Origin of the sequence: Paraburkholderia caledonica NBRC 102488 (assembly GCF_000685095.1) — a bacterium.
Taxonomy (GTDB): domain Bacteria; phylum Pseudomonadota; class Gammaproteobacteria; order Burkholderiales; family Burkholderiaceae; genus Paraburkholderia; species Paraburkholderia caledonica.
On sequence record NZ_BAYE01000023.1, the window covers coordinates 26,743 to 51,457 of the forward strand.

The window sequence follows — 24,715 nt, forward strand, 5'->3', positions numbered from 1 at the left end:
GGAACGGGTGACAGATAACGGGACATAGCGTCAATTTGGGCAATCTGATGCTGGTGTTGGCGGAAGCCGTTAAAAACCCCGGGATGTGCGTCGCCAAGGCCACGTAACGCGGCGCTCTCCAATCCATGGGAATTGCCGTCGCGCGAGCTCGTCGAATTCGTGGTTGAGCAACGCGACGCGCAACTGCACGACACTGTGCGCTCCTATGCGGCTCCACCGCATATGCTGACCCTTGCACATTCGTCGGCCGACGATCCGATTAATCGACGATTCGACGAAGCCAGTAGAGATCCGCCGCCCCACGTGTTGCCATGTTCGATAGTCGATCAGCGACTCAACATTGCTCTTGAGATAGTCGACCACATTGAAGAGGGCATAGAGTGCTCTTCTGACCTGAACGCTCATCGCCTGGTCTCGCTGTTCACGAAGATCAAGCAAATGGGCTAGCCTGGCAGCGAACTTCTGCCACGCCTCGTTGTCACCGACCCAAACGTAATGACGGAAGCGGACAAACAGATCCCACAGTTCGAACGCTGATCCATTCTTCGTCAGTCGTCCATATGCTAGCGGTGCGATGGCCTGATCAACCCGACGCAACAGCCGCCCAATATGCGCCCAATCGAGAATCCACTCAGTATCGTATGGAAGGTCTTTCGCCACGCCAGCCAGGTCTCGAGCTCCGTCCGACAGGACGACAACTTCATTCGGATCCCCGCATCCACTGGTCTCGAGGAATCGGATCATTTCCTGATTGAGTCTTTTTGTACGCGGCATGGCTGAAGCCCAAACGCGTGGCTGCTTACCGGCCTCGCTCAGCGCAGCAACCACCACTGTGATGGATGCTGATCCGTTCCAAACTTCCGCGCGATTTTGCTTTCCCGAACCTTTGCGATTGCAATGTGCCCGACGGACGTAGCCGACGTCGATGCCGAGTTCTACATCTGGCTTTGTCGTCTCGCACCAGTGGCGCGCTGGCTCCGCATTATTGATCGACTTTCCGATGGCCACCGTGTGGTTGCGAATCGTTACATGATTATCGCGACCTGAGCTGGGTAACAAAAGGTCCATGACGACCTGTGCTTGCCGATAAGGCATCGTGGCTCCAAGCTGCGCATGCAACCACCTCAGTTCACCAGTGCTTGCCTCCGTCAACCAGTTTTTGAGCGGCGAAATACATCGTGAAGGGTCGGCGCCACAACTGCAGGCCTTCCATCGTTCCCGACAATAGAAAACCTTTCCTAGCGTTGTCTTCAACTCCGAACAATGGTTGTCGTGCAGACGACGCTGTACGCCGCATATCAAACAGGATCTACGCGCCGCACGAAAACGGTCAATCTGTTCGACAACGAACTCTTGCTGCACGCAATTGACCAATGACTTGCCTTCAGCGAGTGACAGCCCTACGTCTCCGGCTGTCGGCTCTTCGATGGTCCTGTGAAACCGCATTAGCTCGACCCGCTTCGTTTCACCCCCATCGCCGTTATCGAACTCAAGAACAATCGTGCATTGCATGGTGGCTCCTCGTCCGGGGATTGAGGTGACGATACGCCTCCTTCCATCGGCCTCCCAACCTTTTTAACAGCTTCCACCAACAACTGGAACTTCGTCAAAACCGGAACCGATGTGCGAGGAATGCGGTTCCTGAGCGCTGCGAGTAATCGCATCAAACCGACCGCGCTGTTGCTTCCTGCATGTCCGTTAGCGGAAAGTAATCGTCAGTTTCGTTGTTGATGCCATAAGGCACGTGTCCCGTCGCAACATGCCGCGACGCTGACTCGCAGGTACTCAAATGGTCATCGAAGAAAATATCGGGCTCGAATTCGGCGAGAAAAGGCGCCTTTGGCCGGCCGCCGAGAAACAGGGCTTCGTCGACCGTCACGCCCCACGCCATCAATGTTCGGATCGCACGCTCGTGCGCGGGCGCGCTGCGCGCTGTGACAAGCGCGACGCGCACCGCAACGGATGATCCCGAGCGCCTACGTAGGCGGCAAAGCGCGCTTAGCAGCGGCTTCAGCGGCCCCGCCGGCAAAGGCATGTGTGCATGACGGACTTCGTGCTTGATGAACTGCTCCAGTTGCATCAGTCTCAAGACGCGCTCCGCCTCGTCACCGAACAGAACCGAATCTCCGTCAAACGCGATACGCAATTCGCTGCGGGCGCGCGGCTGTCTTGCGGGAGACGCATTAGGATAAATTCGCGCCGCGGCAAATCCCGCCGCCAGCGCCGCACGGACATCGCCAACGTGCGTCGAAAGAAAAAGCGTAGCGCCGAGCGGGCCGAGATAGCGATGAGGTGCAGCGCCGCTCGTGAAAATGGCGCGTCCAATATCCAAACCGTGATGCCGCGCCGAAGCAAACACGCGCAACCCGGTTACGGGATCATTGCGCGAGAGAATTGCGACTTCGACATCGTCCGCGCCGTCGCCGTTAAGGGCGAGAAGCTTTCGGACGAGTGGAAACGCCGCGCCCGGGCGAGCTGGCAGGCCGATCCTTGATTGCTGGAGCGCGCGATACTCAGCCGGATCTTCTTCCCGAAACGCCCGATTTTCCTCTTCGAAGTCGAATAGCGCTCTCGCCGAAACCGCGACCGTCACCTTTTCGCCTGGAATCATTCACCCCTCGCTCAGCATCGACAACGAGGATCGTAGCGAGGCATCGGGACGTTTCATGTCCCAAACGTGATGGACAATTGCCACGGGCTTATTCGCAAAGCGCAGCCCCACCTTCAGAAATCGCAAGAGCCGCCGATATCCCAATGGAGTCACCGACACGTCGCGACATGGCGAACTCGAGAACGCATATGAGGGAGTCAGCGAATCGGCGAAAACGCGCCGAGAGACGGGACTGGCAGGCGTCGGTGCTTTACAGAGAAAGATATTTGAGCGCAAAAGTCGACTGACGGGAGCATAACCTCCCGTGCCCCGCAGCCTGGGACAAACGAGTTTTGCGAACTACGAAAGCAGCTAGAACGGTATGCGGTACCGCCCCATTACGATCTTGAACATGAAAATATGAGCACACTCGACCAATCCTGGCTTTCCTGCCTCGAAAGAAACTATGACGTCGCCAGCCAGGTCCTGATGAATCGAGATATCGACACTGCACTGCACAGCTACGGTGTCGACGCCAGTACTATCCGCGCGATGCCGACCGGTAGCGACGCTGTTCGCCCGATGTCCATCTTCTCGGAATGGGCGCGCGAGCAGGATTCCGCTCTTGGCATTGCGACAAATGGCGGCGGTTACACGTTGTCGCCTACGAGCACCGCAAAAGGTCTGATCACCGATTTCGCCAGCTGGCACAAACAACTCGCGAGTTCTATGGCCGCGCATTGGGCAAGCCGCATGAAAAACGTCACTGCGCAGGAACGAAAGAATGCAAATGGGGAAACGTACGTGCGGAAGCAGTATAAAACCCTCGGCGTCGCCCATAAGTACAAGCTTGTGGACCTGTACGTTCGCAGCCTCCGCCTTCGCGTTCCGCACGACTCGGAAGTGGGCCGAGCAATCATGCAGCACGCCAACATTCCTCTCGACAAGAAAAGCATTGCCGTAATCGAAGCCATTCTTCAAATGCCCAAGCGAAGCACGACAATGGGCGATATCAAAACAGAACAACAGTACCAGCACTATCAAAAATTGGCGGAGGATATCTGTCAGCAGATTCAGTTGCCGTCGGACGCTCAACCCTCGAAACTGGTATTCGATACTTTCGCGTGGCATCACCCGAAAGCGCAGGCGGAATATATGAAATCGCCGTCTGCGACGAGCCAATTTAAATTTGTGCCGTAAATAGCCCAAACGCGCTTTCGCCACCGGAAGATTTCGAATACTACGGTGTTGGCTGGAGTTGCTGAATTTCTTTCACGCAACTCCAACCCGCGCGACAACACATACCTCCAAGGACATAATCTGTCCCATTCGCGTCCGACAATCTTGTTTTTCTCTTGAGAAACAACATGATCGGAACTCCACTCCAATGCTTCGGCCGTTGCAATGCATTAGCGGTGCGCCTCGAGCGCATCGTGCATCTCGACTCGATGCTTGTCGACTGGCACTTCTTCGCCCCGACTCGCTCGGAACTCGAAGAGGAACTGTCCGACTTGCGCGGCGCGCTTCTCGACGGCGGATTGGAGGTACCCGGACTTGAAACGGCGAACACCATCGACGACCTCGAGGACGCTTTGTATAACGTGGCCGGCGATACCGTGCCGGCACTCGGCTTCCTCGTCAAAGCGCGCCAACCGTATTTCCAGATTGAAGGCGAGCGGCTCGGTTACTCCTGGGAGGTAAGTCGCAGCCAGTGGTTCCACGCGCTCACGTTCGAAGACGCGATCGAAAAAGCCTGTATCTGGGGCCAAGCCTTCCACGATGAGGCGTGGACTCGGGCACGCGGACGCAGATAAGCCTTCCGCAAGCACGGTGCGCGCAAAACAGCTCGACGCGAACACACACATGCGCCCGCCTCGCCCACATTCGCGGCCGTTTCAAGTCACAAGACGCAGCGCGGTCCGGCAGCGTGCTTTGGCACCGCGTGGCGCCCATTGGCGAAGCAGCCGCTCGTATTCGGCGCGGTACTCGCTGCCGCGAGCGACGAGGATCTCGCGCGCAATCTCGGCTTCTTCATGCTTGCCTGAATGAAGCAATGCCGCATAAATAGCCGCTCTTAAGCCGCACATAATGGAGATGCGTTCTGTTACGTGGGGCAAGCGCAAGCCGACATTCCGACGGATAGTCCAACTCCGCTGCCTTGACACTCGTACTCGCGCGAAAGCAGGTGCCTTCAAGATCGAAGATTTCCATCGCGAAGAGTGCACCATTAGAGGCGGCTGCCAGCAGGCCGGCCTGATCGACAAACTCGTTTTGCGCGAGGTCGGCAAGGAATGCGTCGTGACACACCAGCATCATTGCATCGAATTCGTCGTCCAGCCGCGCTGCGGCCGCGCATGGTTCGAGCCACACCTTTCGAGACCCGTTGACGGCGGTCACAGCGTACGCATATAGCGGCTCGGTGAGCGGAATAAATGGCGTCGCACCGGCAAGCTTCGTCCGATTCCGTGCGCCGAAAAGCGTGGCCGTCAGCCGATACGCGTACGGAGCGTCGAGCCGAAGCGCCTCCTGAAGATGCTTCGCAAACGAGCGAAGCACGACTGGTGGTATCGCCGATAGTGGCATATCCGCTGGTGCGGGTTCGTAGCAAACCGGCAGCAGGTCGATCAGATCCCACGCCTCTTCTTCCAGATCCTGCTGTGTCGTGACGCGCGCCATCACGTCGTTCATCCGCCGCCAGCTCAGCATCGAACTCGCTCTGCAAACAGCCTCTCTCGCGCACTCTTCAGACATGCCCGGCACCAGTTGGCTCAGTCGGCGAGCTTTCGCGTCCGCGCGACGCAGCAGTTCTTCGATAAACGGGCGCAGCGCGGCGCCCTTCCATTCGGGCAGCCGCAGCGCGGTAGCCAGTATGCAGAAGCGTTCGTACAACCCATGATCTCCTTGAACTTGACCGCGATTATCTTGTGCGATAAGGACAAGTTGTGTCCCTTCGTACGCTTGAGTAGACGGTACGAGGGGCATCGTTCTGGAAAGAGACACCAGGTGTCCCGATGCGAATGGATACTGGCTACGTTTCCATCACGAAGACAGGACGATGATCGTAGAAACTGGAGTCTTAACATGCATCGACGTGGAATACGCACGACAGGCGCGATATCGCAAGCGTTTGCAAGCCTTGAGCCATCGGGCACCGCGCTATCTCGTGCGGTATCGGCTTGGCGCGAGCCCTATCACCGAGGTCGTCGCGACCGCTCCTTTGTCTCGCAATCTGATCGCCGGGATTCGCGGCAGCAGATCAGGCGACCATGTTGAAGTGTGGCTCTCGGACGACGGCGTGAACCTGCTGAATTGGAATAATCTCACTGCGCAACGTCTGTATGACGAGGCGGGGATCACATGGGACGAGTCGGACTGAGTGACTGGCTTTGCCCTTCTCCCAGTATCGAGCCTGAAGGCTACAACAACGTAAAACCACGGAGAACCACGATGCCGATGCTGCTGAAGCATATCGACGCAATCGCCCGCGAGAAGCAACGCGATGTTCTGTTTCTGTCATTTCCGCCGGCGGAACAACGGGCTAACCGGATACCTTACGAACAGATCGAGAGCCGCAAACAGATCATCGCGTGGCTCGACGCTCATCAGATGAAATGGCTGATGTGCGGTGACGTCGCAAACGAGAACGTCATGCGATCCTACGCAGGTCAGATCCACATCGACGTGTGTTACGACCCCAACGATCCTTCGTATCAGGCACTACAAGAGCTCCTGGAATACCCGGACGGCAATGTGCGCTTCGAAGGCGTCAGGTTCTGGATCGTTTCGCTCGAACTGGCCATGAAAAACGCTCATCACGACGAGCCCGGCTTCTGGGAGAAATGGGCCGAGGACTTTTAACCCGACGGGCGCCGCGCACCCGTTAGCGCTTCTTCGTCGGGTCTTTCCGAAAGCTCCGCGCGTTGAATCCGTGCTGCGAGATGCGATCCTTGTCGCTGATAACGACCATCGGTTGCGACTCCGGCGCGAGAATGCCGCCCCAGAACATGTCCAATTCCTGAAAAGCCGCGGCCGCACCGAAGAGCCGATAGAACTGGATTCCCTTCAACGGCGGATTGATTTCAAGTAACGACTTTTCGAATTGTCCGCTAACGTGCAGCACGGCTATCGCAATTCGATTTTCGGCGCTCCATTGCATCAGTTCGTCGCTACCCTGGCGCTCGAAGAAACGCTTTAGCCCTTCATTCAAGCTTCCCTCGGCAAGCGGATTTCCATACTCGAGAAAAGAATTCCGCTTCCTTTTCATCCGCTCCTCGCCCAGCAGAACCTGAAGGTACTGTTGGGACTCTGCTGCATCGTAGAACACCCGCTCCTCTGCGTTGCTCTGCTGCTGCGCATTGTTCTCAGCCTGTTCCGTGCGCGCCGCAATAGCTCCTCCGCGCAACCGCACAACGCGAAGTGCCTTATACACGCGGCCGCAGAAAAGGACTGCGCAAGCGCCGAGCAGCACGCGGTCGCGCTTCAGTTCGAAGCTGCCCGCGATTCCGGAGAGGCGACTGTAGCGGTCCCAAAGTCCACTGCCATCGCGTTCGAGTGTCAGCCTTTGCGATTCCGGCGTGCGAACGAAAACCCGAGACTGATCGCTCCCATGCGCCATTGCGCTGTCATAGTAGTCGTTGAATGGGCTGCGGATTTTCATATGAGTTATCGGATTGAACAGTTCAGCGGATTCGTTTGGCAACGGCTTCTCAACAGTCACTTTATCCAGAGTATTGGACAAACAGTGTCCCGATACTCAAGTGGGTTTCGGGACACTGTTTGACCCAATGCACTTGCACACTACCTACATCGGAATGACTGGGAGTGCCCTGCATCCATGACCAAACCTACAGATTCGATCCACGCATCCGCAACGCAGCCTCGTTTCGACAGGCGCGAGAACCGTCAAACGCTATGTATTGGACTACGGCTGTGGGGTTTCGATGAGCGCGAAGCTCAGAGGTGGACGACCTTGTTGCGTCAGCTCGACGGTTCCATCGCGTGGACGATCGTGCGCGATCGCTCTGCCAGCGGTGCTGACATCGTCGTGCATGTGGTGAAGCCGTCAACGCAGCGACGTGCGTCGTTTTGCTGGAACTCCGTGGGTGCGAGCTACGCGGTATCGAATTCGCTATCAGCGTGCGGAACCGAGATCACTCTCTTCATGGGCAATGAAGATGAGTTGCCGGAAAAGCGACCCGGCCACTGGGCAGTAGCCGGATCGCTGTCGCCGCTCTCGGCTCTTGGACGGCTGGGCCGAATGCTGCTGGCGTGTTGCGCGCGCCAGCCGAATGAGGCGCTCACGGTGCGGCACGATCTGCTCGGCTTGATCGCGTCTCGACTCGACGCCGCGTAGCGCGGGCTAACGCATCCGTTCGATCAACAACCCGGCCGCCCGCTCCGACATCACCACGATCAGCTTCATCGTCGCGCGGGTCGCGGCAACAAAGAGACGCCGGAAAATCAGATCGTCGAAATGCTCAAAGTCGACTTCCGTCAGGATCACGCACGGCGCGCTCTGCCCTTTGAAACGGTAAATCGTTTCGAGCGTGATATCGCCGTCGCGATAGATGGGTGCGCCGTGCTCATCGTAATCGCCGGTGAAACTGCGCAACGTGTAGCGCCCGAGGCGGTCGAGCACAGGCAGCATCGACTTGTCACGGCCTCTGAACGTCAGCAGCGCGATATCGGCAGGCGCGAAGCCCATGGCGACCGCTTCATCGAGTGCATCGCGCGTGGCCTGCGTCGCGCTGCTGCCCGCATAAGTGACGAGCCCAACATCCGATTGCGTGAACGGACCGGCCGCCTCGACCGCCATCGGCGCCCCGGCGAGCATGCCGACAAAGCGCACCACGTCGTGCGGGCTGCGGTGGTTTGCCATCGCGCGCACTTCGACGCAGTTGGGCAGCGCCACCGTTTCGCGCCGATACAGGTTCTGCATCGGGTCTTCGAGCCACCAGAATCGCCCTTTGTCGCGCAGCAATCGTTCAATCGGTGCGACCCATTCCTGACGAAAGTCCTGTCCTTCGTCGACGACCACCGTATCGAAGCGCTCGTCGCCGGCGGGTTGCGAAGCGAGCATGGCCTCTTCAAGCATGCCGAACACGCGCCCGTCGGCGAAATCGACCTTCCGGCCCGCGCGCCGCGCAACCTGTTCGCAAAGCTGGTGATACGTGAGCACCGTGGAACCGGCTGGCGCGATGCGCCGGATATGATCCGCAAGCGGCCGGTTGAAGCACAGATAGAGCGCTCGCCGTCCGGCGTTCACCGCGTCTTCGAGCACGCGGATTGCGAGCTGTGTCTTGCCCGATCCCGCCGTGCCCGTCACACGCAGCCTGAACGGCGTGCATTCGATCGAACGCGCCCATGTCGCGAGACCGCCGGAGACGCGCGTCACGTGCTTCGCAACCTGCCCGACCATCGCGCGCACGTCCGGCGTCAGCGACAACTCGTCGGCGAGGAACGCATGAATACGATCGAGGCAAGGCAGCGGCAGCTCATCGGCGGGAAGAATGGTCGTTATGATCGACACCAGCTCGGCGCTGCGCGTGGCATCGACAATGCGCGTGGGATTGACGCCCGCGATCGCCGGATTTTTCACGCGATAGTCCGGGCAATACAACATCTCCTCGAGCCTGTAGTTTTGCCCGCCGAATGCGGCCTTGAAGCGGCCATGCATGCCGCTGATAGTGCGTGCGACCTGAGCGGACACGCTCTTGCTTTTGCTGGCGTACAGCTTCATCAAACCGTCGGGCGACTCTTCGAGCAGCCCCGACTTCTGCTCGATCACGAGCACGCGGCCGGCCGGGCTCACGACCACGTAGTCGGCCTCTCCGAAAATCGAAAAGCCCTTGTTCAACTGCGTCCAGTGCACACCGTGATAGACGGAGTACGTATCGGGAAGATCGCGTTGCAGCACCTGCAGCGTTTCGACCTCACGTTGCGCAGCGCCGCTCACCAGCTGATCGTTCCAGCCGCTCGGGAAAATCTGGGCCATGTCCGGATGCCTCTTCGCCAGTAATTAGTTCGAGTAGATCTTCGCGAGTGCGGCGGCTTCTTCGGCCAGTTCAGCGCGCAGGCTTGCCGGTCCGATGACCTCCACATTCGGCCCGAACGAGCGCAGCCACCAGCGCAGTCGCTGGCTCAGCATCACAGTGCCCTGCACATGCAGCGCATCGTCCTTGCGCGTGCTTTTCTGGTCTTTCGACATCGGCGCTTCAAGCAGATGCTCGCCCGCCGCGCCGACAAACTTCAGCTTGAGCTGTACTTCCTTCTCGACCATGAAGTCGAAGCTGCGCTGCTGCCTGACGTACGCATCCAGCGAGAACGACGAAGGATAGACAAACGATTCGAGCCGCGCCGCGGCGCGCGCGATACGATCCATGCGGTACATCGTCGGGTTGGGCTTGCCTTCCATGCCTGCCACCAAATAGACGAGTCCGCCCACTTCCACGATGCCGAACGGCAAGACGGTCTTGGCGCGATCGTTGTCGGCATTGTTGCGCGGCCGGTACACGATCTCGAGCTGGCGCTCCTCGAACAGCGCTCTCGACACCGTCGCAAACTGCTCGCGATCAATCGACGGGTAATGCAGCGCGAAGCCGCCGCTTTCCACCGCGACCTTGCTTGCCCAGCGCGAATACTTGCGCTCGGTTTCATTGTTGGTGCGTTGCAGGCGCGTATCGGCGACATCGAACATGGGCGACAGCGAGTCGGCCACGAGCCCCGGGATCTGTCGCGACGAGAAGCGTCTGAGCGTTTGCAGCGCCAGTGCCTCGTCGAAACTCATCATCGCGCCGCCCTTGGACGCCATGCCGCTCGCGCCGGCCTTCTTGCGCCACACGGTTGCCCTGCCGCGCTCATCCATCTCGACAAGGCCCTCTTCCTCGAGTTTCGCCAGATGCCGATAGATCGTTTTCGACGAAGGCATGTTCGGCACCGTGCTCATCAAACGACGATGAATGTCCGGCGTGCTGAGATAGGTGCTTTGCGTGGCGGCGTCGGGAAGGACGCGCATGATTTCGCGGTCGATATCGGACATTGAACGAGTCGCTCGTTTGAATGGAAGGTCTCGGGTTTATCGGCAGCTTTTATGGTTTCTTGAGCGCGCGGATCAGTTCGTGGCAAGCAATGCGTCGAGTGCGTCGAGTACATCGAGAGCGGTGCCTTGCAAGCCGACGCCCTCGCCCGCCACGTCGTATTCCTCGGGGTTGATGCGGATCAGCGGACCGCGCACCGACTCCGCGAACATGCGCACGCTCGGCACAGCCGTACCGGCGCCCAGTTCGATAACCACGGGGCGCTTCACGGCACGCAGCCACGTACCCATCCTTTCCCACTGCGCCGCCGTGCGCTTTTCGACCCAGTGGTGGTCGTCGAACAACAGGAAGTTGGGACGCGCAACATGACCGCAGTGCGGGCAACGCGGCAAAGTCGAAAGCGTGAGCGCGTCGGGATCGACGTTAGCCATCGTGCTGTCCGACGGCCAGATTGCAGCCCCGCAGGGCTTGCCGCACTGCATGAAATTCATCGTGCCATGACATTCGAGGACACGAGCCTCGTCGTAGCCCGCCGCCTGGAAGTGGCCGTCCACGTTGCTGGTGAAAACGAACGCGCCGTTAGCGACGCGCCGCGCCCAGCGAGCGAGCATCGCATAACCGCGATGTGGCGTCAGTTGACGGCACACCTGGAACGCCCGCCCGTAGAACTGCCACGCTTCGACGGGCCTGTCCAGAAAGCAGTCGCCTTGCGTTAGCGAGCCGACGTCACGCTCCGTCATACCCGCGGGCAAGAGCGATGTCCACAATCCGTGAGTGCCCCGGAAGTCGGGCAGTCCTGAATCCACGCTCATGCCCGCGCCTGCTGCGATCACAATGCCGTCCGCGTTGCGAAGCCACTCGGAGGCGCGTTTGAGCTCGCTTGTATTGATCATCGTGTGTATTCGTCGTGAGTCCGCTTCTTACCGATCGACACGAGCCGTTCGCGGAAGTCGTCGAACCCGTCGCCGAAGAAACGACGGAAGAGATCAGTGGGCAAGAACTCGCTGTCGAGCAAACCGAAGTGCGTACCGACCGCCCGTCCGACCGACAGCAGCGTATTGGCGGAATGAGGGGTGCCCGCGAACCCCACCGCGATCAGCCGCCCGGTGCGTGCGTCGGCCTTCGATTCAAGCTCGTAGCAATACCCGGCCAGTCCGGCGCAAACCAGGCACACCTGCTCGCGCTCATCGCCCGCGACAAATTCCGGCTCGCCGTTATTCGCCACCAGCAGCCCGCTTTCCTGTCCCTCCTCGATTGCACGCACCTGCTCAAGCGTGCGTTCGGCGAGATTGAATTCGCGTTCGCCAAGCGGATACTGGTAGTTCGTGAAATTGTTCGCGATGGCGACGTGCGTGTCCGGGTGCGGATTGGCCTGCAGCCACACGTGAAATGCGTGCGCGCGCGGGTCCAACGGACTGGTTTCTCGATACGCGCGATAGGCGCTCAATACATTGCCAAACGGATGTCCTGCGGGCACATAGTTTCCGCTGCCATCAGGGGCAGGCGGCGGACCGCCCGCATCCGGTTGAGCGGGCAACCCGTCATCGTCGCCGAAACTTTTCAGGTCGTATCCGATCATGAACAGGGCGGCCTCGAACGCATGGCAGCGCGCGGCCATTTGGCTCGCCGCGCCGCTCGCGGACTCGCCGGCGAACAGTGTGGTCTGTTCGAGAACAGCGCGAATGATCCAGCCTGTCTTCAATTGCCATCGCGCCCAGTCCTCGAGGGACACTTGCGAATAGAACTGCGGCGATGCGGTCAATCCCAGCCCGGCAGGATTGCGGATCTGGCGTCCACGCGCGGCCCCCGACGGAAAGCCCAATGCGTCATGCCGCACACCGTCTAGCGCGGCGTCGCGTCTGAACATCTCATACAACATCGCGAGCGCGGCGCCCACGCGGCTGTCGTAAATCGGCGAACCGGTCGTATCGAACAGCGCATGGATTTTGGTCATGCCCGAGTCGAAGCGCTGCACGTTGAGCGCGTTCAAAGTGTCCAGCGTCTGGTCTGCGTCGAGCGCAAAGAGCGGCGCCAGTTCCCGCAGATACGCACACCACTGGTTGTTCCGCACCTTGCGTTCGATAAACGGAATCGCGCTGCGCACGCCGCCCCAGCGCAATATTTCGCGTGCCGCGGCTTCCGCCTCCAGTTCGTCGCCCTGCGCGACACTCGCGCGCAGCCAGGCGCCCAGTTGCGCGAGCGACGCACGCGTCGACGCCCAGTCACCGGATTCCACCTGTTCGCCACTGCCCGGCCTGCGCCAGCTCGCGCGCCAATGGTAGCGCGCGAGAACCGCCTCGATGCCGAACACCTGTGCGTCGATTCCACCCGGGACATACTTGCTGTGCGCGACGCGCAGCCTTACCGGCAATTCCGGCAGGCGTCGCACAAGCGACGTCACGAAACCCTGAACGCCAGGTTGTGCAAGAAACTCTTCACGGTTCATCACTATGTGCTTCCTCGAAAAAAGCCCTAAAAAAGCTATTTAAAATTGAATCCGGCCGACAGTCCGCTTGCGCGGAGCACGCACGCCTGCACCGCCCTTTCGACGATCGGCCTTCCGCCCGCGCTCGCGATGGTCAGGAAACTGCGGGCCCGCGTGATGCCCGTATAGACCAGCTCGCGCGTCAACACGGGGCTCGACGTGTCGGGCAGTACAAGCGCCGCGTGGGTGAACTCCGAGCCTTGCGATTTATGGACGGTGAGCGCGAACACCGTCTCGACGGCCTGCAGGCGGCTCGGGAGCACCCACTTGATGCGCTCCGAGCCATCGCCCGCGCCGAACGCGACGCGCAGGCTCCAACCGCCATCGGACGATGGCAGCGCAAGCGTGATGCCGATATCGCCGTTCATCAGGCCCAGTTCGTAGTCGTTGCGCGTCACCAGCACCGGTCGCCCGACATACCATTCGCCGGTCGCCGCGATAAGCCCCTCCTGCTGAAGCAGATGCGCGACCCGCCGGTTCAGTCCTTCCACGCCCCACGCGCCCCGCCGCAACGCGCACAGCAACTGGAATTCGCCATGCGCGTCGAGCACGGCGTTCGCCCAGGCATCGAATGCCGGCTGAGCGGCATCGTGCGACGGCTGCTTATCGCGCAAGGTTTGCAGATACTGGCGATAGCCGTGCCGCGCATCCACCGCCGCGTCGCCTTGAGGGGACGCAGCCACGCCATCGACAACAAGCGCCTTGAGCGACGCATCGCCCTTTTCCATCGACTCGATGAACGCCAGGTCCGCATGGCCGTGCGCCCACACCTTTGCGACTCTCGCCGGCTCGCCGCTGTTGACCGCCTCGGCCAACTGACCGATGCCGCTTTCCTTCGAGAAGCGGTGGCTAAAGCGCAGCATGGCAATCGACTGATCGAGCGCGCTGCCCGCGTCGTTCACGAGCGCGGCATCAATGCGCTCGCCCGTTACGGCTTCCAGCCAGTCCTGCGTCGCGCGGGTGTAATTGCCCGCGCCCGCCCGCTGGCACAGTTCGCCGAGCACGGCGCCGGCCTCGACGGAAGCGAGCTGGTCCTTGTCGCCGAGCAGGATCAGGCGCGCGTGCTCAGGCAATGCATCGAGCACGGCGTTCATCATTTCGAGGTCGACCATCGACGCCTCGTCGATCACCAGCACTTCAAGCGCAAGCGGATTGCCAGCGTGATGCGTGAAACGCCGCGAGTTCGGACGCGTGCCCAGCAGCCGGTGCAGCGTGGTGACCGCGACGGGAATCGCGTCGCGAATCGCCTCGCCTTGCGCGAACGCATCGAGCGGCAAACGCGCGACCGCGCTCGCAATCGACTCGCTCAACCGCGCGGCCGCTTTGCCCGTCGGCGCCGCGAGGCGGATGCGCAACGCGCGTGCGGCATCGCCCGCCAGTGCCTGCGATTGCAGCAACGCGAGCAGCTTCACGACGGTCGTCGTCTTGCCCGTGCCAGGTCCGCCCGTGACGATGGTGAACGCGCTGCGCGCGGCTAGCGCGCAAGCGAGCTTTTGCCAGTCGCACCGGCTGTCGTCGTCATTGCTCGTCCGCGCTGGAAACAGCGTCGCAAGCGCAGCGCGCAAACCGTTTGCGTCGAGCCCGCTTTGCAACTGCTTCGTCGCCTCCATACGGTGGCCGATCGCGCCGCACACGCTCTGTTCGTACTGCCAGTAGCGCCGCAGATAGAGCCGCATCCCGATGAGCACCAGCGGTGTGCCGCCCGCGCCGTCTCCTACCAGGTCTGCATGCGAAAGCGCCGCGCGCCAGCGCTCCAGCGTGATGTCCGCCAGCACCTTCGAAGGCAGCATCAACTGATGCCCGTCTTCATCGTCCGCGAGGAGACCCTCAGGCGGAAGCGAGAGAACCGTCGTCGGGTCGTCGAGCGTTGCGGCGAGATCGAGGCACGCATGGCCCCGCCCCAGCTGATGGCTCGCGAGCGCCGCCGCGAGGATCAGCAGCGGATGCGCATCCGGCACCTCGCGCGCGAGAAAACGCGCGAACGCGACGTCGACGTCGCGCAGCCAGCCCCGCTCGGCCCAGCCCTCGAGCAGCCGTTCAACCTGGTCGCGGCTTGCCACGCCCTGGGTCACCGCGTCGGTCGTTTCAGGATAAATCGTGCTCATGCTGTCTCCAGATTGGCGACGGCAACGCCGCCCGCGAACAATGCGTCGAGCCGTTCGATCAGCTCGCGCGGCGGCTTCTCGGCATAGATCCCCTGCGTCGACGAGTTCAGGCCTCGCAGAAACAGATAGACCGCGCCGCCAATGTGCGTGTCGTAGTCGTAGTCGGTCATCCGCGCCTTCAGCAGCCTGTGCAGCGCGAGCAGATACAGCACGTATTGCAGGTCATAGCGCGAGCGCAAGATCTGCGCGCTAATTCGCTCCGGCGTGTAGGCGGCATTGTCGGCGCCGAGCCAGTTCGACTTGTAGTCGGCCACGTAGTAACGCCCTTCGTGCTCGAACACGAGGTCCATGAAACCCTTGAGCATGCCGTTCAGCTGGGCAGGCTCGATCGCGGGACGTTCGGCGCGACCGGCGGTGTGTTCGGTGACGAGCCTGTCGATGACGGCGGTATCGACGTGATGCGCGGTCAGCCAGAACTCCATTTCGGCAATCGACGCACGCAGATCGGACAGCGTAACCGATGTCGCCTTGATGCCCTGCTTTCCGGTCAATCCGAGCGGCGTCGTGACAATCTGCCTGATCCATTCGGTCAGCGGGTCGATCCAGCGCTCCCAGCCGCGCACGTTGCAACGACGCGCGACCACTTCGCGCAGCGGCGCGCTGTCGGCCGCGACTTCGCCGAACCCGTGCCGCGCCGCCCATTCGAGCAGATCGTGCAGGAAGGTGCCTTCGTCGGAGCCGCGCGGAAAATCGTGCAACACGCGCCCGGCCGGCTGCACTGCCGCGGCGCGCAGCGGCGGTGACGGTGCGTCGTCCTCGTCGACTTCCAGCTCGGCATCGCGCGCCTCGATAAAGCCTTCCTCACTGGACGTGTCCGGCGCAATCCACGCGCCGTGGCCCATCTTCTTGAGGCTCGAATAGCTCGCCACCGACCACGCTTCACGCATGACCCGCGCCGACTTGAGTGCCCGACCTTGCCGCGCGGCATAGTCCTGACGCACGAACCGTTCGCCGTCCGGTTCGGGCGCGGGCGCAATCGCGATGTCCGCCGAGTCACCGAATGCGTTTTCGAGGCTCGAAACGAGGTCGTCCGATTCAAGCGCTTTTCCACCGTTGAGCAGATAGCCGATCGCGCTTCGCTCGAATTCCTTGATGGGCGTGAGGCCGATCCAGGTCGCGTAACGCGCGCGCGTCATCGCCACGTAGAGCTTGCGCAGATCTTCGCCGCGCCGCTCGTCGTCGACCTTTTCAAGCAGGCCGCCCGTATTGGCCAGCGCAACCTGCAACTCGCCTTGCGCGTCGTGCCACTTGAGCGGCATGTCGTCGGCCTTGGCCGGACGATGCGCGCAAATGAACGGCAAAAAGACGAGCGGATATTCGAGTCCTTTCGACTTGTGAATCGTCACGACCTGCACGAGATCGCCGTCGCTTTCCAGACGGACCTGCGGCGCTTCGCCACCGCCACTCCCTTCGGACGCGTCCTCGCGCTGTTCGGCGAGATAGCGGATCAGGCCGTGCTCGCCTTCGATCAGCGTGCTGGCGTGCTGCAAAAGTTCGGCCAGATGCAGCAGGTCGGTCATGACACGTTCGCCGTCTTCCGCGTTCCGCCCATCGTGACCAGTCAGGCCGAGCAGCCGCGCGGGTACGCCGAAATCGTTGAGCAGGCGGCGCAGCATCGGCAGCACGCCCTGCCGGCGCCAGCATTCGCGATAGCCGCGAAACTGGAGCACGCACGCTTCCCACTTCATTTCATCGCTGTAGAGCGCGTCGAGGTGGGTCCAGCCAAGCCCGAGCGTCGAAGTGGCAAGCGCGGTGCGCACGCGCCGCCCGTCGTCGGGATCCGCGCAGGCCGCGAGCCAGTGCTGCAATTCGGCCGCCTGCGGACTCTGGAACACCGACTCCTTCTCGGACAGATAGACCGAGCGCACGTTGCGCTTCGCGAGCGCCGAGCGGATCGCTTCGGCTTCGATGCGATTGTTGACGAGCACCGCCATGTCGGCCGGACGCAGCGCGTCTCGCCCATCCGCGCTCACGAACCCGGCGCTGCCGCACTGCCCGAGGCGAAGCAGACGCACCATCTCGGTCGCGCAGGACTGCGCCATGGCGTCGATATACGCGTTCTTGTCGATCGGCTCGCCGTCGCCGGAGGCAGGCAGCCACCATGCCGTCAAGGCACGTGGCGTCGCGCCGTCGACGACAAACGCGGCGTCGCGGCCTTTCGCGCCGACGTTCACGAACGGCACCGGATTGCCATCGCTCGTGCGGAACTGGAACGCGCCGTTGCCATCGGCACGCTGCTCCGCGACGTCGAAGCAGTGATTCGTCGCGCGGACCATCGCATGCGTCGAGCGGAAGTTTGTCGCGAGCGTGTAGAGCCGTGTGCCGCAAGAGCGGCGCGCGGTGAGATAGGTGTAAATATCCGCGCCGCGAAATGCGTAGATCGCCTGCTTCGGATCACCGATCAGGATGAGCGCGCTCGCCGCGCTGTCTCTCATAACGTCGGTCGCGAAGTCGTTCGCGCCTTGGTTCGTCTGACGATAGACGGTGTCGAAAATACGGTACTGGACCGGATCCGTATCCTGGAACTCGTCGATCAGCGCGACCGGAAACTGCTTGCGAATGATCGCCGCGAGACGTTCGCCATTCGGCCCACCCAGCGCGGCGTCGAGCCGCGTCAGCAGATCGTCGAAGCCCATCTGCGCGCGCCGCGCCTGCTCCGCGGTGAAGCGCTCCGCGACCCAACGCGCCGCATGCGAGTAGAAATCGTCGCGCGCATGGGGCAGCGCCTCCAGGTCGGCTCGCAGTGTCACGAGCGCGGCGAAGCCAGGGTGCGACGGCGGCGTGCCGTGCTGACAATACGCTGCGAGTCCAGCCGGCGTCAGACGCTCCCAGCCGTTTTTGTTCATCGCGGGCTTATCTTGTAGCGGATCGCTTGCCCATTCGGTCAGCGCATCTAGCCATTCCTTGCAATTCGCCGGTCCCAACTCTCGTCCGAAGTATTGCCGCGCGTCTCGTGCGGCGTCGAGTACCTGCTTCATTTCGGCTGGCCACGTCTTCCACGGCGCCTTCAGTTCCGCGAGCCGCTGTGTGGTTGCTTCGCGCGCTTCCTGCAACGCCATTGCAGGCGCGGATGCGTCCTTGAGCAGCGGCGCCAGACCGACCAGATTGCGCAGCTTGCCCTGCAAGTCCTGCGGCGTGGCTGCCCATCGAGCGACGCTTGCCGCGTCCGCCGCATCGAGCGGCGCGAGGAAGGTGCGCCAGTAGTCGCGCACCACTTCGGCGCGCAGTTCGCCTTGATTGGCATCGAGCGTCTGGGTGAACAGGCTGTCGCTATCGAACGCGTGCTCGCGCAGCATCCGGTTGCACCAGCCGTGGATGGTCGACACGGCCGCTTCGTCCATCCATTCGGCGGCGAGTTGCAACCGGCGCGCGCATGCGGGCCACTGATCCTCCGGATAGGTTGCGCGCAGCGCGTGCAGCAGATCGGTCTTGCCCGGCGCGAGCGGGGTCACGTCGGCCGGGTCGGCCTGAAAATATGCCGCCGCTTCGGTCAATCGCGCGCGGATACGGTCGCGCAGTTCCTTGGTCGCGGCATCGGTGAAGGTCACCACCAGAATTTCCGGCGGCGTCAACGCGCGGGCATGCTCGTTCGACGGATCGTGACCCAGCACCAGCCGGACATAGAGCATCGCGATCGTGAAGGTTTTGCCCGTGCCCGCGCTCGCTTCGATCAGGCTGCGGCCGGACAGCGAAAAGCGCAGCGGATCGAGCGGCTGCGGCACGTTCATCGGGATGGTGGAAGGGGTAGGCCCGTTCATTCATTCGCTCCTGCCGCGTTGAGCGCGGCCTTGTCGTTATCCTTGCTTTTATCCTTGCTTCGGCCCTTGTCTTTCTTCTTGACCGCGCGAATCAGCGGCCCGAGCAGCATTTCGGCAAGCGCCGCGAATTCGCCGCTCGCGGACAACGCATCGAAGTCGGGATACGCACGGCACAGCGCCGCGCTCTTCGCCGTCTCTCCGGACGAAAAAAAGCCGTCGTATTTTTCGCGCGCGGCCTTCGTGGCGGCCGCTTCCGGGTCCTGGCTGGGTTTCCCGTTATCGCCAAAAGCGCCGCTTGCGAACAGCCATTCGACCGCCGTATCGACGGCAAGCGGCAGCGGCCTGCGCATGCCTTCTTCCCACGCGCGCAGAAGCGTGCCGAGATGGGCTGCCGCATTGGCTTCTTCGAGCGGTTCGAACTCGACCGTCCCCTTCTTGCTGACGATCACCGTCGTCACGTCACGTCCTTCGAGATTCGCCGCGAGGTGTTGAACCCAAGGTCCAATCAGCTTCGCATAGCGATATCGGTTCGCCTTCCCATCCGCGAGTTCGCTCGTTTCGAGCAACAGTCGCGCGAGCTTGCCGTCGGCATCCGTGCGCCATTGGCCGAGCCAGTCCGAGACGGCCAGCCGCCCGAATTCGCCTTGAGTTTCAAAACGAATCGCCTGCTCGCGCGAGATAGATGCGGGCCAGCGTTCGAGCTGCTTGCGATACTCGGTGAACACCTTCTCCATCGGCTCGACCAGCTTGCCGGCGGTGAGGTCGCCAAAGCCGCCCGCCGCAACGTCGCCCCGGCGACGAATGCCGGCGAGAAGCGCTTCGCGCACGGCGGCAAGGGCCGCATCGTCGTTGCCGTCATGAACTTCGGCGGCCTGCGCACGGATCAGCTCGTTCTGGAGCGTCCACGTCTCGAGCGCGTTCAGCTTGAACGGCTCCTGGTCGTCGCTCGCCGCTTCGCGGGCGTCGAGTTCGACGCGCAGACGCTGGCTGAAGAACGCCTTGACGGGATTTTTCAGGAAGTCGGCGAGATCGCGCAGCGACAACGGCTCGTCACGCACGAGTGCTGCAAGTGGCGCGTGGGGTGTAGCGGTGTCACGTGCCGCTTGCGCGGGCGCGGTCCGCCACTCGGCTGCATAGGTGAAGAGCGGCGACGTCTCATCGGTAGCCGCAGGGAAATACTCGGCGCTGAACGGCTGCAAACGATGCTCGACCGTCAACGCATCGACCAGCGCTGTAGGCTTATCGTCGCTCTGATCAGGGAGCCGCCAACCTGCTACGAGGTGATCGCGAAGCTGGCCGATCAGCACGGAAGGCGGACGCTCGCTGTTGTCGGTGATGCTGCGCCCGACCCACGACACATGCAGATGATCGCGCGCCGACAGCACCGCTTCGAGCAGCAGATAGCGGTCGTCCTCGCGACGCGAACGGTCTCCCGGGCGATAGTGGCCGCGCATCAGGTCGAAATCCATCGGCACCCGCATGCGCGGATAGTCGCCGTCGTTCATACCGAGCAGACAGACGCGCCGGAACGGGATCGCGCGCATCGGCATCAGCGTCGCGAACGTCACCGCGCCGCCGAAGAACCGTTGCGCGAGACCCATCTCGTCGAGTTGACCCAGCCAGTAATCGCCGACAACGGAAAGCGGCAGCGTGTCGTCGAGTCCCGCTTGCGTGCACGCGTCGAGCCACGTCTGCAGGATATTGTCGAGGCGCGACAGCGTATAGGCATCGTTGCCGTCGTCGGCGCTGAAGAATCCCCGCTTCAGTTCGCGCAGACGCTCGCACCAGACAGCGGGCGTCGCCGGCTCGCTCATCGTGCGCCACGCTTTATCCAGTTCGTCGATCAGCCTGACGATCGGGCCGAGCAGCGCGGCGTCCAGTCCACCCACTTCGCCGAACGGCTCGATTTCGCCCCACGCGCCCGCATCGCCGCCCACCGCGTAGCCGAGCAGCATCCGGCGCAGGCCGAACATCCAAGTATGCGGCGCGGCCGCGTTGTCGTCCTTCGGCAAGCCAAGACTCGCGCGATGCTCGGCATGCAGGCCCCAGCGGATATTCGCGCCGCGAATCCATGCGCGCAGCGTGGGCAGATCGCTTTCCTCGATCGCCAAACGCCTGCGCAGCGCTGGAACGTCGAGCAGATCCAGCAGATCGCTCACGCTCAGGCGCGAATGCGGCAAGCTGAGCAGCGTCTCCAGCGCTCCCACGAGCGGGTCCGCCTTGCGTTGTCCGCGATCGGCGACGCTAAACGGAATGTAGCGCGGGTCGCCGCGCTCGAGCAGCCCGAAGACGGCCTGGATATGCGGCGCGTAAGCGTCGATATCCGGCACCATCACGATGATGTCGCGCGGACGCAAGCTGGGATCGGCGTTGAACGCGGCGAGCAGCTGATCGTGCAGGATTTCCACTTCGCGCTGCGCGCTGTGCGCGACGTGAAACCGGATCGACTCGTCACAGGACGGATCGAGCGGCGGCCATTCGGTCCGCGTCTCGCTCAGCGGGCGCAAATCGCGGATATCGTCCTGCAGCTGTTGCAGCAGCGTGCTTGCCTCGCGCTCGTCGAACAGGTCGATGCGCTGGCCAATGCCCGCGAACTGCGGGCGATAGCGCTCCCGCGCTTCGGGGTTGTCGAATTCGTCCAGCAAGCCGATGAAGTCGCGTCCCTGCTTGCCCCACGACGCAAGCAACGGATGCCCATGCAGATGCAGCTGTTCCTCGTGCATTTCGGCGGGCGCGCCCTCGCGGCGCTGCTGCCGCGAATGGCGCGCGCGGAGCAGCTCCTTGTCGGGCACGATGTCGGCCCAGTAGTGGGCGCACGGATTCGGCACGCACATCAGCACCTGAGTCCAGCGTGCGATGGCGGCCAGCGCCTCCAGCGACTGGCGCGGCAGACTCGAAATGCCGAACACGATCACCCGCCGCGGCAACCTGGGCGGACGCTCTTCGCTGTCCCACGCGGCGGCTCGCGCGAGGAACGCCTCGTGAACGGCGGCACGTCCGCCGTCCGACATCGCTTCCAGATCAGCCGAGGTCTTCGCCGAAGTCCTGACGTCCTTGACCAGTTCGCGCCATAGCGCCGCCTGCCAGCGCTGTTCGTCGGGCAAAGGATGCGCCTCGTTGCGCGCGTCGAGCACGCTGTCGTCGCCATTCGCCCACCCGGCGAGCCAATCCGAGCGATACATCTGGTACTGGTCGAACAGATCGGCGATCCGCTCGGCAAGCTGAAAGCGCTTACGGCGGTCGTCGTCGCGACTGATGAAGCGCCGCAGCGGCTCGAACGCCGGCCGGTCGACGAGCGCGGGCAGCATCCGCATCAGCCGCCAGACGAGGCGCGATTTGTCGAACGGCGACACCTCGGCCACTGACCCCGCACCCAGCACCGCGCGATACGCCTGCCAGATGAAGGTGGACGGCAGCGAGATTTCCAGCGCGGCGGCGATACCGCAGCCGCCGGCGCCGGTTGCCGGATCACGGTCGGCGGCGAGCGCGAGCTTGAGCCATTGCGCAATGCCGTTGCTTTGCACGAGGATCGTCTCGTTTTCGAGCGGTGAAAGCGGGTAGCGCTTCATCCATTCGACGAGCAGATCGCGAAGCCGCTCCGACCGATTGCCGTGAATCAGCATCAGTCCGGGTGAAATCGAATTTGAGGTCAACAAAAGCTCCTTGAACGCGGGAGAAGGTCAGCGTCGCGCGTGTGCGTCGCGGGGCCGCTTGCTTTCCGTGCGGTACGCGTGGTCGTGAGTTGAATAGCGGCAAACACGTTGACGGCGATGGTGGATGGTCGGCGGATCAACGCTTTTTACGTGCCGGTGGCCTGAGTGAACGCGTGATCGAGTGCAACGAGTGTCGCGAGCGCTCCGCCCTGAATGCCGATGCCTTTCGCCGGGTCGATCTGCGGCTCGCGGGCATTGATCCGGATCACGCGCGGCCCGTGGCGTTCGCTGAAACGGCGAATGGTCGGCAACGTCGTGCCCGCGCCGAGTTCGACCGTCACGAGACGACTCACGGAACCGAGCCAGCGATGCAGGCGTTCTTCCTGTGCGTCGGTGCGCTGCGAGAGCCAGGCGGCGTCGTAAAACATCAGCACATTGGGCCGCGCGATTGCGCCGCATGCGGGGCAGCGCGGATAGGCTCCGACTAAACGGCAGGCCGGTTCGTCGACGATCGGTTCGAAACCCGTCGCGGACCAGATGCTCGGGCAGCACGGCGACACACACTGCAGATGGTGAATCGAGCCGTGGCACTCGGCGACGCTGCGCTCGGGAAAGCCCGCGCGTTGAAACTGCCCATCGACGTTGCTGGTGCGCACAAACGCGCCGTGTCGCATGCGTTGCGACCAGCGTTGCAGGATCGTGAACCCCTGGTGAGGCACGACATCGCGATACAGCTTGAGCCGATGCCCGTAGAACCCCCACGCAAGCGCGGGATCGTCGGCAAACGACGCGGGATTGGCGATCGCCTCGAAGCCGATCCGCGCCGCGCCCAGCGCCGGGTATGCGCGCCACAGACCTTCGTTGCCGCGAAAATCGGGCAACCCCGAGTCGACCCCGATGCCGGCGCCTGCCGTCACGAGGAGTCCGTCCGCCTCGCGCAGCCAGGCCACGGCTTGCTCCACTGCCTGATGTTGTTCTTTCATGCCGTCCAACCTTCGTTTTTCTGGCCGCCTGTCGGCGGTGGTCCGTTTCGTTGTCAAGCGTGATGCTGTGGGCTAGCGCCTGAAGCGCGACTGTTTTCCTAGCCGGCCCTTGATCCATTCCGCCAGCGCGCCGGGGCTATCGAGCGGACCCGCAACGCGTATGTCGAGATCCGTCGCCGCGCATCCAGGGCAGGCGCCGGGCACCGCAAGCACATCGCTGCGCTGTGGGAGCACACGGGACCAGCCGCAAATGGGACAGGTCACTTTCATAGGCGATGCAGGGATCGGCATGAGCTAACGCGTCGATTGTTCACGCGGCGCTGGACGCGGCATTCTGCGCATCGCGGCGCACCTTCTCGACATATTTGCTGAGCACGACTGTCGACAGGATGCCGGCGGCAAAGACAATCGCAAATGCTGCAAGGCTTTCGAGCGGCGAATTGTTGTTCATTATGTTGCGTTCTCTCAGGTCGTTATGGCGAATCCGTGCGACGGATCGCATGAATTCACCTCGGCAATTACGGCAGCGCGCGGAGATTCTTGAACATCGGCCGGTATGCATCGTTATCGAATGACGATGTTTAGTCGTTGTATTCGGGCGAAGCGTGCGGGGCCGTCGGTGCGTCACAAGGACAGCACTCTAAAGCCGCATTGGGACAATTCATGTCCCAGACATCGCGACTGTGGTGCCGCACAACACGAACGCCCTAGAGACGCGAAATGTCCTGATTCCGGTTGAGGATCTCGTCTCCACGATTGCTGACCGGATTCAGATGCTCGCACCCAACAAGCAGAAGCAAGCGCCCGCAAAACAGGCATCAACCAGCAGTACCAGCCTCTATACGAACAAGAACCTCGATGCCGCCATCGCGCATCTTGAACTTGCCGCGCGCTTCGACTGCAAAGCGGCGGTTTTCGGCAAGCGATACTGGCATGCGCGCGTGCGTCAGGCCTGCCTCACAACAGGGATTACGCCGCCGCAGTTGCGCAGATTGCAGCGGCTTCTTGCTACGCTCAACGCCGGTTGAGTGGGCGGGCGATGCGA

Annotated in this window: 19 protein-coding genes; 6 read left to right on the top strand and 13 right to left on the bottom strand. The window is 62.2% G+C overall.

Going from position 1 to position 24,715, the window contains the following annotated elements; genetic code table 11:
• Positions 1–69 precede the first annotated feature (69 nt).
• On the bottom strand, positions 70–1,512 hold the full coding sequence (locus tag BCA01S_RS37460) for an ISKra4 family transposase (protein WP_084166985.1): 1,443 nt from the start codon (positions 1,510–1,512) through the stop codon (positions 70–72).
• Positions 1,513–1,663: 151 nt separating this feature from the next.
• Positions 1,664–2,611 (bottom strand): 5'-nucleotidase, encoded by a 948-nt coding sequence (locus BCA01S_RS29035; RefSeq protein ID WP_027779914.1) that lies wholly within the window; start codon positions 2,609–2,611, stop codon positions 1,664–1,666.
• A gap of 399 nt (positions 2,612–3,010) precedes the next feature.
• On the opposite strand from BCA01S_RS29035, the gene BCA01S_RS29040 reads away from it, so the two are divergent.
• The gene (locus BCA01S_RS29040) at positions 3,011–3,790 is read left to right on the top strand and encodes a hypothetical protein (protein ID WP_027779915.1); all 780 of its coding nucleotides are present in this window, start codon (positions 3,011–3,013) and stop codon (positions 3,788–3,790) included.
• A gap of 167 nt (positions 3,791–3,957) precedes the next feature.
• Positions 3,958–4,404: a hypothetical protein gene (locus BCA01S_RS29045; protein WP_027779916.1), complete on the top strand. Its 447-nt coding sequence runs from the start codon at positions 3,958–3,960 to the stop codon at positions 4,402–4,404.
• 217 nt (positions 4,405–4,621) lie between these two features.
• Here BCA01S_RS29045 and BCA01S_RS29055 read toward each other — a convergent pair whose 3' ends face one another.
• The gene (locus BCA01S_RS29055; RefSeq protein WP_027779917.1) at positions 4,622–5,479 is read right to left on the bottom strand and encodes a hypothetical protein; all 858 of its coding nucleotides are present in this window, start codon (positions 5,477–5,479) and stop codon (positions 4,622–4,624) included.
• 202 nt (positions 5,480–5,681) lie between these two features.
• On the opposite strand from BCA01S_RS29055, the gene BCA01S_RS29060 reads away from it, so the two are divergent.
• Together BCA01S_RS29060 and BCA01S_RS29065 are read left to right on the top strand one after the other, a co-directional pair.
• Entirely contained in the window at positions 5,682–5,966 is a 285-nt protein-coding gene (locus tag BCA01S_RS29060; RefSeq protein ID WP_244146096.1) for a hypothetical protein, read from the top strand.
• Positions 5,967–6,037: 71 nt separating this feature from the next.
• A complete protein-coding gene (locus tag BCA01S_RS29065) occupies positions 6,038–6,448 on the top strand; it encodes a hypothetical protein (protein ID WP_027779919.1) in 411 nt (136 codons plus the stop codon).
• A gap of 22 nt (positions 6,449–6,470) precedes the next feature.
• On the opposite strand, the gene BCA01S_RS29070 is transcribed toward BCA01S_RS29065, so the two are convergent.
• On the bottom strand, positions 6,471–7,247 hold the full coding sequence (locus BCA01S_RS29070; RefSeq protein WP_027779920.1) for a hypothetical protein: 777 nt from the start codon (positions 7,245–7,247) through the stop codon (positions 6,471–6,473).
• 177 nt (positions 7,248–7,424) lie between these two features.
• On the opposite strand from BCA01S_RS29070, the gene BCA01S_RS29075 reads away from it, so the two are divergent.
• Positions 7,425–7,943: a hypothetical protein gene (locus BCA01S_RS29075; RefSeq protein WP_027779921.1), complete on the top strand. Its 519-nt coding sequence runs from the start codon at positions 7,425–7,427 to the stop codon at positions 7,941–7,943.
• Between the two features lie 6 nt (positions 7,944–7,949).
• On the opposite strand, the gene BCA01S_RS29080 is transcribed toward BCA01S_RS29075, so the two are convergent.
• The 9 genes from BCA01S_RS29080 to BCA01S_RS35470 form a co-directional block, all read right to left on the bottom strand.
• Positions 7,950–9,584, bottom strand: a complete 1,635-nt coding sequence (locus BCA01S_RS29080) for an ATP-binding domain-containing protein (protein WP_027779922.1) — start codon at positions 9,582–9,584, stop codon at positions 7,950–7,952.
• 24 nt (positions 9,585–9,608) lie between these two features.
• Complete coding sequence (locus BCA01S_RS29085; RefSeq protein WP_027779923.1) at positions 9,609–10,628, bottom strand: WYL domain-containing transcriptional regulator; 1,020 nt, start codon at positions 10,626–10,628, stop codon at positions 9,609–9,611.
• A 72-nt stretch (positions 10,629–10,700) separates the two neighbouring features.
• Positions 10,701–11,519: an SIR2 family NAD-dependent protein deacylase gene (locus BCA01S_RS29090; RefSeq protein WP_027779924.1), complete on the bottom strand. Its 819-nt coding sequence runs from the start codon at positions 11,517–11,519 to the stop codon at positions 10,701–10,703.
• The gene (locus BCA01S_RS36590; RefSeq protein ID WP_052369524.1) at positions 11,516–13,072 is read right to left on the bottom strand and encodes a hypothetical protein; all 1,557 of its coding nucleotides are present in this window, start codon (positions 13,070–13,072) and stop codon (positions 11,516–11,518) included. The genes BCA01S_RS29090 and BCA01S_RS36590 overlap by 4 nt, the downstream gene beginning before the upstream one ends.
• Positions 13,073–13,107: 35 nt before the next feature.
• Positions 13,108–15,216 carry an exodeoxyribonuclease V subunit alpha gene (recD, locus tag BCA01S_RS29100; protein WP_027779925.1) on the bottom strand — a complete coding sequence of 703 codons (2,109 nt, stop codon included), beginning with the start codon at positions 15,214–15,216 and terminating at the stop codon, positions 13,108–13,110.
• A complete protein-coding gene (gene recB / locus BCA01S_RS29105) occupies positions 15,213–19,034 on the bottom strand; it encodes an exodeoxyribonuclease V subunit beta (protein WP_027779926.1) in 3,822 nt (1,273 codons plus the stop codon). The genes recD and recB overlap by 4 nt, the downstream gene beginning before the upstream one ends.
• Positions 19,031–22,687 (bottom strand): exodeoxyribonuclease V subunit gamma, encoded by a 3,657-nt coding sequence (recC, locus tag BCA01S_RS29110; RefSeq protein WP_027779927.1) that lies wholly within the window; start codon positions 22,685–22,687, stop codon positions 19,031–19,033. Before recC ends, recB begins: the two co-directional genes overlap by 4 nt.
• Before the next feature lie 146 nt (positions 22,688–22,833).
• Positions 22,834–23,670, bottom strand: coding sequence for an SIR2 family NAD-dependent protein deacylase (locus BCA01S_RS29115; protein ID WP_027779928.1), 837 nt, complete (start codon positions 23,668–23,670; stop codon positions 22,834–22,836).
• Between the two features lie 310 nt (positions 23,671–23,980).
• Entirely contained in the window at positions 23,981–24,121 is a 141-nt protein-coding gene (locus tag BCA01S_RS35470; RefSeq protein WP_169740546.1) for a hypothetical protein, read from the bottom strand.
• Positions 24,122–24,356: 235 nt separating this feature from the next.
• Here BCA01S_RS35470 and BCA01S_RS29125 point away from each other — a divergent pair, with 235 nt between their 5' ends.
• A complete protein-coding gene (locus tag BCA01S_RS29125; RefSeq protein WP_244146095.1) occupies positions 24,357–24,698 on the top strand; it encodes a hypothetical protein in 342 nt (113 codons plus the stop codon).
• Positions 24,699–24,715 lie beyond the last annotated feature (17 nt).